Origin of the sequence: Dietzia sp. DQ11-71 (genome assembly GCF_014144995.1) — a bacterium.
Taxonomy (GTDB): Bacteria; Actinomycetota; Actinomycetes; order Mycobacteriales; family Mycobacteriaceae; genus Dietzia; species Dietzia kunjamensis.
Window position 1 is genome coordinate 1 of sequence record NZ_JAALDT010000133.1, and the last position, 5,981, is coordinate 5,981.

The window sequence follows — 5,981 nt, forward strand, 5'->3', positions numbered from 1 at the left end:
CGCCGAGGAGTGGGTGCGTGGCCGCAGGAGACGCCGCGGCCGTTCGCGCGGCGCCCTCGAGCGTGAGCTGCGGGACAAGGGCGTGGCCGAGGCGCACATCGCCCGGGCGGTCGGCGAGATCGACGAGTCGGATGACCGCCGGCAGGCCGCCGAACTGGTTCGCGGTCGGCTGGATCGCCGGCCGCGCGCCGCACTGTCCGGGCCGGACGTGCAGGGCGAGCGGCGCAGGCTCATCGCGTTCCTGGCCCGGCGGGGTTATCCGACGGGGTTGGCCGTGAAAGTCGTGGACGCCGAATTGGCGGCCCACGCATCGCCCTGAGTACCCTGGCCTGCGTGGATACTCTCGTGACCGACCTGCAGGCGGCGGCGCAGGACGCGCATGCCGAGGGCGACGCCCGCCGGACCTACCAGGTTCGCACCTTCGGATGTCAGATGAACGTCCATGACTCCGAGCGTCTGTCCGGGGTCCTCGACGCCGCGGGGTACGTCCCCTTCGAGGGCGACGCCGATCCGGCCGGAGGTCACCTTCCCGATCTGGTCGTGTTCAACACCTGCGCGGTCCGGGAGAACGCCGACAACCGGCTCTACGGCACCCTCGGTCACCTGCGGCCGTGGAAGGACGCGAACCCCCGCCTGCAGATCGCCGTCGGGGGGTGCCTCGCGCAGAAGGACAAGGATGTCGTCGTGTCCCGCGCACCGTGGGTCGACGTCGTGTTCGGCACCCACAACCTCGGACACCTGCCGACGCTCCTCGACCGCTCCCGCCACAACGAGCGGGCCGAGGTGGAGATCGCCGACTCCCTGCAGCACTTCCCGTCGACCCTGCCCGCCACCCGCGAGTCGTCGTACGCCGGGTGGGTCTCGGTGTCCGTGGGATGCAACAACACCTGCACGTTCTGCATCGTTCCGTCCCTGCGCGGCAAGGAAGTCGATCGTCGGCCCGGCGAGGTCCTGGCCGAGGTGCAGGCGCTCGCCGACGAGGGCGTCCTCGAGGTCACGCTGCTCGGCCAGAACGTCAACGCGTACGGGCGGTCCTTCCACGACCCCGACGAGCCCTCCGACAAGGGCGCCTTCGCCTCACTATTGCGGGCGGCCGGCCGGGTCGAGGGGATCGAACGGATCCGCTTCACCTCGCCGCACCCGGCGGAGTTCACCGACGACGTGATCGAGGCCATGGCCTCCACACCGACCGTCTGCCCCCAGCTGCACATGCCGCTGCAGTCCGGGTCCGACCGCGTCCTGCGCGCCATGCGACGCTCCTACCGGTCCGAGCGCTTCCTCGGGATCATCGAGCGCGTCCGCGCGGCCATGCCGCACGCGGCCATCACCACCGACATCATCGTCGGGTTCCCCGGGGAGACCGAGGAGGACTTCCAGGCCACCCTCGACGTGGTCGAGAAGGCGCGGTTCTCCAGCGCGTTCACCTTCCAGTACTCGCCCCGCCCGGGGACCCCCGCGGCCACCATGGAGGACCAGATCCCCAAGGCCGTGGTCCAGGAACGCTACGAGCGCCTGATCGAGCTCCAGGAGCGCATCACCCTCGAGGAGAACCAGAAGCAGGTCGGGCGCGTCGTCGAGCTCCTCGTGACCGCCGACGAGGGCCGCAAGGACGCGGCCACCGCCCGGATGACGGGTCGGGCCCGCGACGGTCGGCTCGTACACTTCGCCCCCATCGGCGACCACGCCGACCGGGTGCGTCCGGGAGATGTGGTGACCACCCGTGTCACCGCCGCGGCCCCGCACCACCTGCTCGCCGATGACGGGGTGCTCAGCCACCGGGCCACCCGGGCCGGCGATCGTCACGAGGCGGGCCACAAACCCGAGACCCCGCCCATCGGGGTCGGGCTCGGACTTCCCACGCTCCGGCGCGACACCGTCAGCGCCCCAGTCACCACCGAGAAGGGATGCCCCACGTGAGCACCGACGAGCGCCCCGATCCGATCGCGGGGATCATGGAAGTCACCCGGAACGCGGAATCGGAGATGCGAGACCGTGACCGCGTCCTCGGGCGCACCCTCGTGATCGGGCGGGCCTACCTGGCGTCCGCCGTCCTCATCGTGCTGTTGGCCGTCGCCCTGGCCCTGCCGCACAGCGAGGGAGTGCGGGGACTCGACGTCCTGTTCTTCACCGACGTGGCGCGCGAGCAGTACACGACCCTGCCGTCCCATCTGTTCGTGCTCCTGTACTCCGTGGGCACCATCGCGTTCGGGGCAGCGATGATCATGACGCAGAAGTGGTGGGCCGCCGGGATCGCCTGGAGCGCGACGTGCGTGTCCGCCGTGTACGGCGTGCTGGCGATCTGGCTCCGCCAGTCCGGTCGCGGCCCCAATCCCGATGTGCAGGACTTCGGCGGGCCCGGCATCGGCCTCTACGTCAGTGAGATCATCGTGTTCGCTCTGGTGATCACGCTGGCGAGTGTGCTGTGGGCGCGGACCCCGGAGCAGATCACGCTCGAGGAGAACGCCCGTCACGGAGACGGGCGCTGAACCGACCTCCCGGACGTCGCGCCGTCTGATGACCGGCGCGAGAAGAGCCCGGCCCCGTCGTGACGGGCCGGGCTCTTCTCGTCTGCGGGTTCTCGTCGCCCGTCGGCGGGTGGCCGCAGGTGGGGCGCGTCAGCGGGTGTCGACCGCCTTCTCGGCGGCCTCCGCCCACTCCTTCCACTGCGCGGCCTGCGCCCGGGCGCTCTCCGCGTCTTTGTTCTTGCCCGCAGCATCCGCCTTCGCGGCCTGCTCCTCGAAGTCGTGGACCCGGTCCCAGAACTGGCCGGCGCGGGCCTTGGCCTCCGGGTCGGTACGACGCCATTCCGTGTCGGCCGCATCGGCGACACGCTTCTCCAGGGCCCGAATACGCCCCTCCAACTGACCCATCCGCTCGCGCGGGACCTTGCCGATCTCCTCCCACCGCGACTGCAGCTGCCGGAGAGCGGAACGGGCGGCGCCCAGGTCGGCCGCAGGATCGATCCGGCCCTCGTACTCGGCGAGCAGGGCCTCCTTGGCCTGGGCGTTGGTCTCGAACTCGGCGTCCCGTTCCGCAGCGGCGGCGTGGCGGGCGTCGAAGAACGTGTCCTGGGCCGCCTTGAACCGCTTCCACAGGGCCTCATCGGCATCCCGCGGGGCCCGGCCGGCGGCCTTCCACTCGTCCATGAGACGACGGAACGCCGTGGCCGTGTCGTTCCAGTCGGTGGACCCGGACAGGGCCTCCGCCCTCTCCACCAGGTCCTCCTTGACCTTCTTGACCGAGGCGCGGTTGCGGTCCAGTTCGGCGAAGTGCGAGCCCCGGCGACGGTTGAACGCCTCCCGGGCCTTGGAGAACCTCTTCCACAGGGCGTCGTCCGTCTTGCGGTCGATACCCCGGATCGTCTTCCACTCCTCGAGGATCTCGCGCAGGCGGTCCCCGGCGGACTTCCACTGAGTCGACGACGCCCCGATCTCCTCGGCCTCGTCCGCCAACGCCTCCTTCCGCGCGATCGCGGCCGCCCGCTGCTCGTCCTTGCGCTGCTTCGACACGGCCTCGACCTCGCCGGAACGCTCGATCACCGCAGCCACACGCGCGGCGAGAGAATCGAGATCGCCCACGGCGGCGGCGGTGGGGATCTGTTCCGCCAGGGTCTCCGCCGAGGCGCGGGTCTTCCTGGCGTCCTGCGGATGGGACTCGAGACGGGTCTCGAGCAGAGCGACCTCGGCGGCGAGGTCATCGAAGCGCAGACCGAAGTGCGCGAGGCCCTCCTCGGGAGCACCGGCCTGCCACGACCCGACCTGACGCTCACCGTCGGAGGTCCGGACGAACACCGCGCCCGACTCGTCGACGCGACCCCACTGCGACGGGTCCGAGGCGCGCGTGACCCCTGGGGTACCCGCGGGGGTCGGCCGCGGTGCCACCTTGCGTGCCAGCGCGGCGGGGGATGGCGCACCCGGCCTCGGACCGGGGATCGGGGTCGCTCCGCCCGAACTCGCTCCGCCCGAACTCGATCCGCCCTGGGCGGTGGGTGACTGCTCGGTCATGTCGTCCTCGTTTCCTTCTGCCGCGTGTCACGGCACCATCACCGGGATCGCACCGGTCATCGCCTCGCCGCCCCGTTTCGAGGAGACGGCATCCTCCTAGTGTGTACCAACCTCCGCCCGGGTGTCCGGCGTATCCCCGCGGTATCCCCGGACGGGTCCGTTCCGCGGTGTCGGGGGCGGTCAGTAGGGTTTCCGGGTGTGAGCCCCTCTGTCGTCCTGGTCCCCGGAGCGCCGGTCCTCGTGCCGGAGCTGTCCGGCTCTGCGGTCGCCGAGACCGAGAGCGGGGTGGCCGCGATATGCGAGATGCTCCGCCGGGCCGGACGCGGCGCGACACGGGTCGTCGTCCTGGGGACCGACCACGCGGGCAGAAGTCTTGGGGACATGCGCTCCTCGCTCTCCAGATGGGGGGTCGACGTGCCCGTGGGCCCGCCCGGTGCCCCGCCGACGCCGCACGCTGCGGTTCCCGACCCGGCGTTGATCGCCTGGTGGCTGCTCGACCTGGCGGGTATCGACCTCCCGAGGAGGTTCGTCGGCGTGACCGGGGGACCGCAGCCCGTCCCCACGCCGGTGTCGGACGACCTCGTCGTCGTCGTCGTCGCCGACGGCCCCGCCTCCCTCACTCCGCGAGCTCCCGTCCCCGAGGATCCCCGCGGTATCGCCCTCGACGAGGAGCTGACCCGATGGCTGCGCAGCTCCGGCGAGCTCCCGGACCCCGGCGAGCCGGTGGCCGACGAGATCGGCTGGTGGAGCCGGCCCGCGTGGCGCGTCCTGGCGGACCTCGTCGCGGACCGCACGGCTGTCGAGGCCCTGTCCTGGGCGCCATTCGGGGTGGGGTATCACAGCGCGTGGTGGCCACCGGAGGCCGCCGCGAATGCCACGGTGGTCGTCGACGCGCCGGCCGCCACTCCCGGCGAACCCGGGGCACCGTCATGACCGGGCGTGTTCCCGTCGCCGTGATGGGGCCGACCGGGACGGGGAAGTCCGAGCTGGCGCTCGGCCTCGCCGAGCGACTCGGCGGGGAGATCGTCAACTGCGATGCCATGCAGCAGTACCGCGGCATGGACATCGGCACCGCCAAACTGACACCGACTCAGCGGCGCGGGATCCCGCACCACCGGCTCGACGTGCTGGACGTCACCGAGACCGCCAGCGTCGCGGACTTCCGCACCGAGGCGGAACGCGAGATCTCCGAGATCCGCGATCGCGGCCACGTGCCGATCCTGTGCGGAGGGTCGATGATGTACATCCAGGCGCTTGTCGACGGGTGGTCGATCCCGGACACGGACCCGGACGTGCGCGCCCACTACGAACGTCGCCTCGAGCAGATCGGGGTGCAGGCCCTGCACGCCGAACTCGCCGTGGTGGACCCCGAGGCCGCGCAGACCATCCTCCCCAGCGACCCCAGGCGCACCGTGCGCGCATTGGAGGTCGTGGAACTCACCGGCAAGCCCTTCTCCGCCTCCCGACCGACGATCGGGGAGCCGCGCTGGGGCACGCGCATGCTGGGCCTGCGCTGCGGTCTGCCCGAATTGGACGAGAGGCTGACGACGCGTACGGCCGCGATGTTCGCCGACGGGCTCGTCCCGGAGGTCCGCCGTCTCGTGGGAGTCGGGCTGCTCGAGGGCGTCACCGCACGGCGCGCGATCGGGTACGCCCAGGTGCTCGACGAGATGGACGCACAGCAGCGGATCGACGACGCCGGGGCGGCCCGCGCCGAGGAACGGACGGTGATCGGGACCCGCCGCTACGTCCGGCGCCAGCGGTCATGGTTCGGCCGGGATCACCGGATCCGGTGGATAGACACCGACACCCACGGACGCGACGCCCACGCACCCCGCCCGCTCGAGGCCGCGCTGGGGATCCTCGGGGAGGGCCGACCGTGAGCAGCCCCGGACCCGGGCGGCCGCGGGTCCAGTCCGTCGACCGGGCCTTCGACCTACTCGACGCGCTGAGCATCCGCGGGGGCCGGGCGAGCCT

Annotated in this window: 6 protein-coding genes; 5 read left to right on the forward strand and 1 reads right to left on the reverse strand. The window is 71.8% G+C overall.

The annotated features are described in order from the left end of the window. From G6023_RS05605 to G6023_RS05615, 3 genes are all read left to right on the forward strand, one after another. On the forward strand, nt 1-319 hold a 319-nt coding region (locus G6023_RS05605; RefSeq protein WP_182634371.1), incomplete at its 5' end, for a RecX family transcriptional regulator. Between the two features lie 26 nt (nt 320-345). Continuing rightward, on the forward strand, nt 346-1,917 hold the full coding sequence (miaB, locus tag G6023_RS05610; protein ID WP_182634376.1) for a tRNA (N6-isopentenyl adenosine(37)-C2)-methylthiotransferase MiaB: 1,572 nt from the start codon (nt 346-348) through the stop codon (nt 1,915-1,917). Continuing rightward, nucleotides 1,905-2,486, forward strand: a complete 582-nt coding sequence (locus G6023_RS05615) for an Rv2732c family membrane protein (RefSeq protein ID WP_096905355.1) — start codon at nt 1,905-1,907, stop codon at nt 2,484-2,486. Before miaB ends, G6023_RS05615 begins: the two co-directional genes overlap by 13 nt. Nucleotides 2,487-2,615: 129 nt before the next feature. Here the strand turns inward: G6023_RS05615 and G6023_RS05620 are convergent, their stop codons facing one another. Further along, nucleotides 2,616-4,004, reverse strand: coding sequence for a DUF349 domain-containing protein (locus G6023_RS05620; protein WP_159148210.1), 1,389 nt, complete (start codon nt 4,002-4,004; stop codon nt 2,616-2,618). Nucleotides 4,005-4,202: 198 nt separating this feature from the next. Here G6023_RS05620 and G6023_RS05625 point away from each other — a divergent pair, with 198 nt between their 5' ends. Both G6023_RS05625 and miaA read left to right on the forward strand, forming a co-directional pair. After that, the gene (locus G6023_RS05625) at nt 4,203-4,937 is read left to right on the forward strand and encodes a class III extradiol ring-cleavage dioxygenase family protein (RefSeq protein WP_347570724.1); all 735 of its coding nucleotides are present in this window, start codon (nt 4,203-4,205) and stop codon (nt 4,935-4,937) included. After that, complete coding sequence (gene miaA / locus G6023_RS05630) at nt 4,934-5,887, forward strand: tRNA (adenosine(37)-N6)-dimethylallyltransferase MiaA (protein WP_182634373.1); 954 nt, start codon at nt 4,934-4,936, stop codon at nt 5,885-5,887. Before G6023_RS05625 ends, miaA begins: the two co-directional genes overlap by 4 nt. Nucleotides 5,888-5,981: the final 94 nt, after the last annotated feature.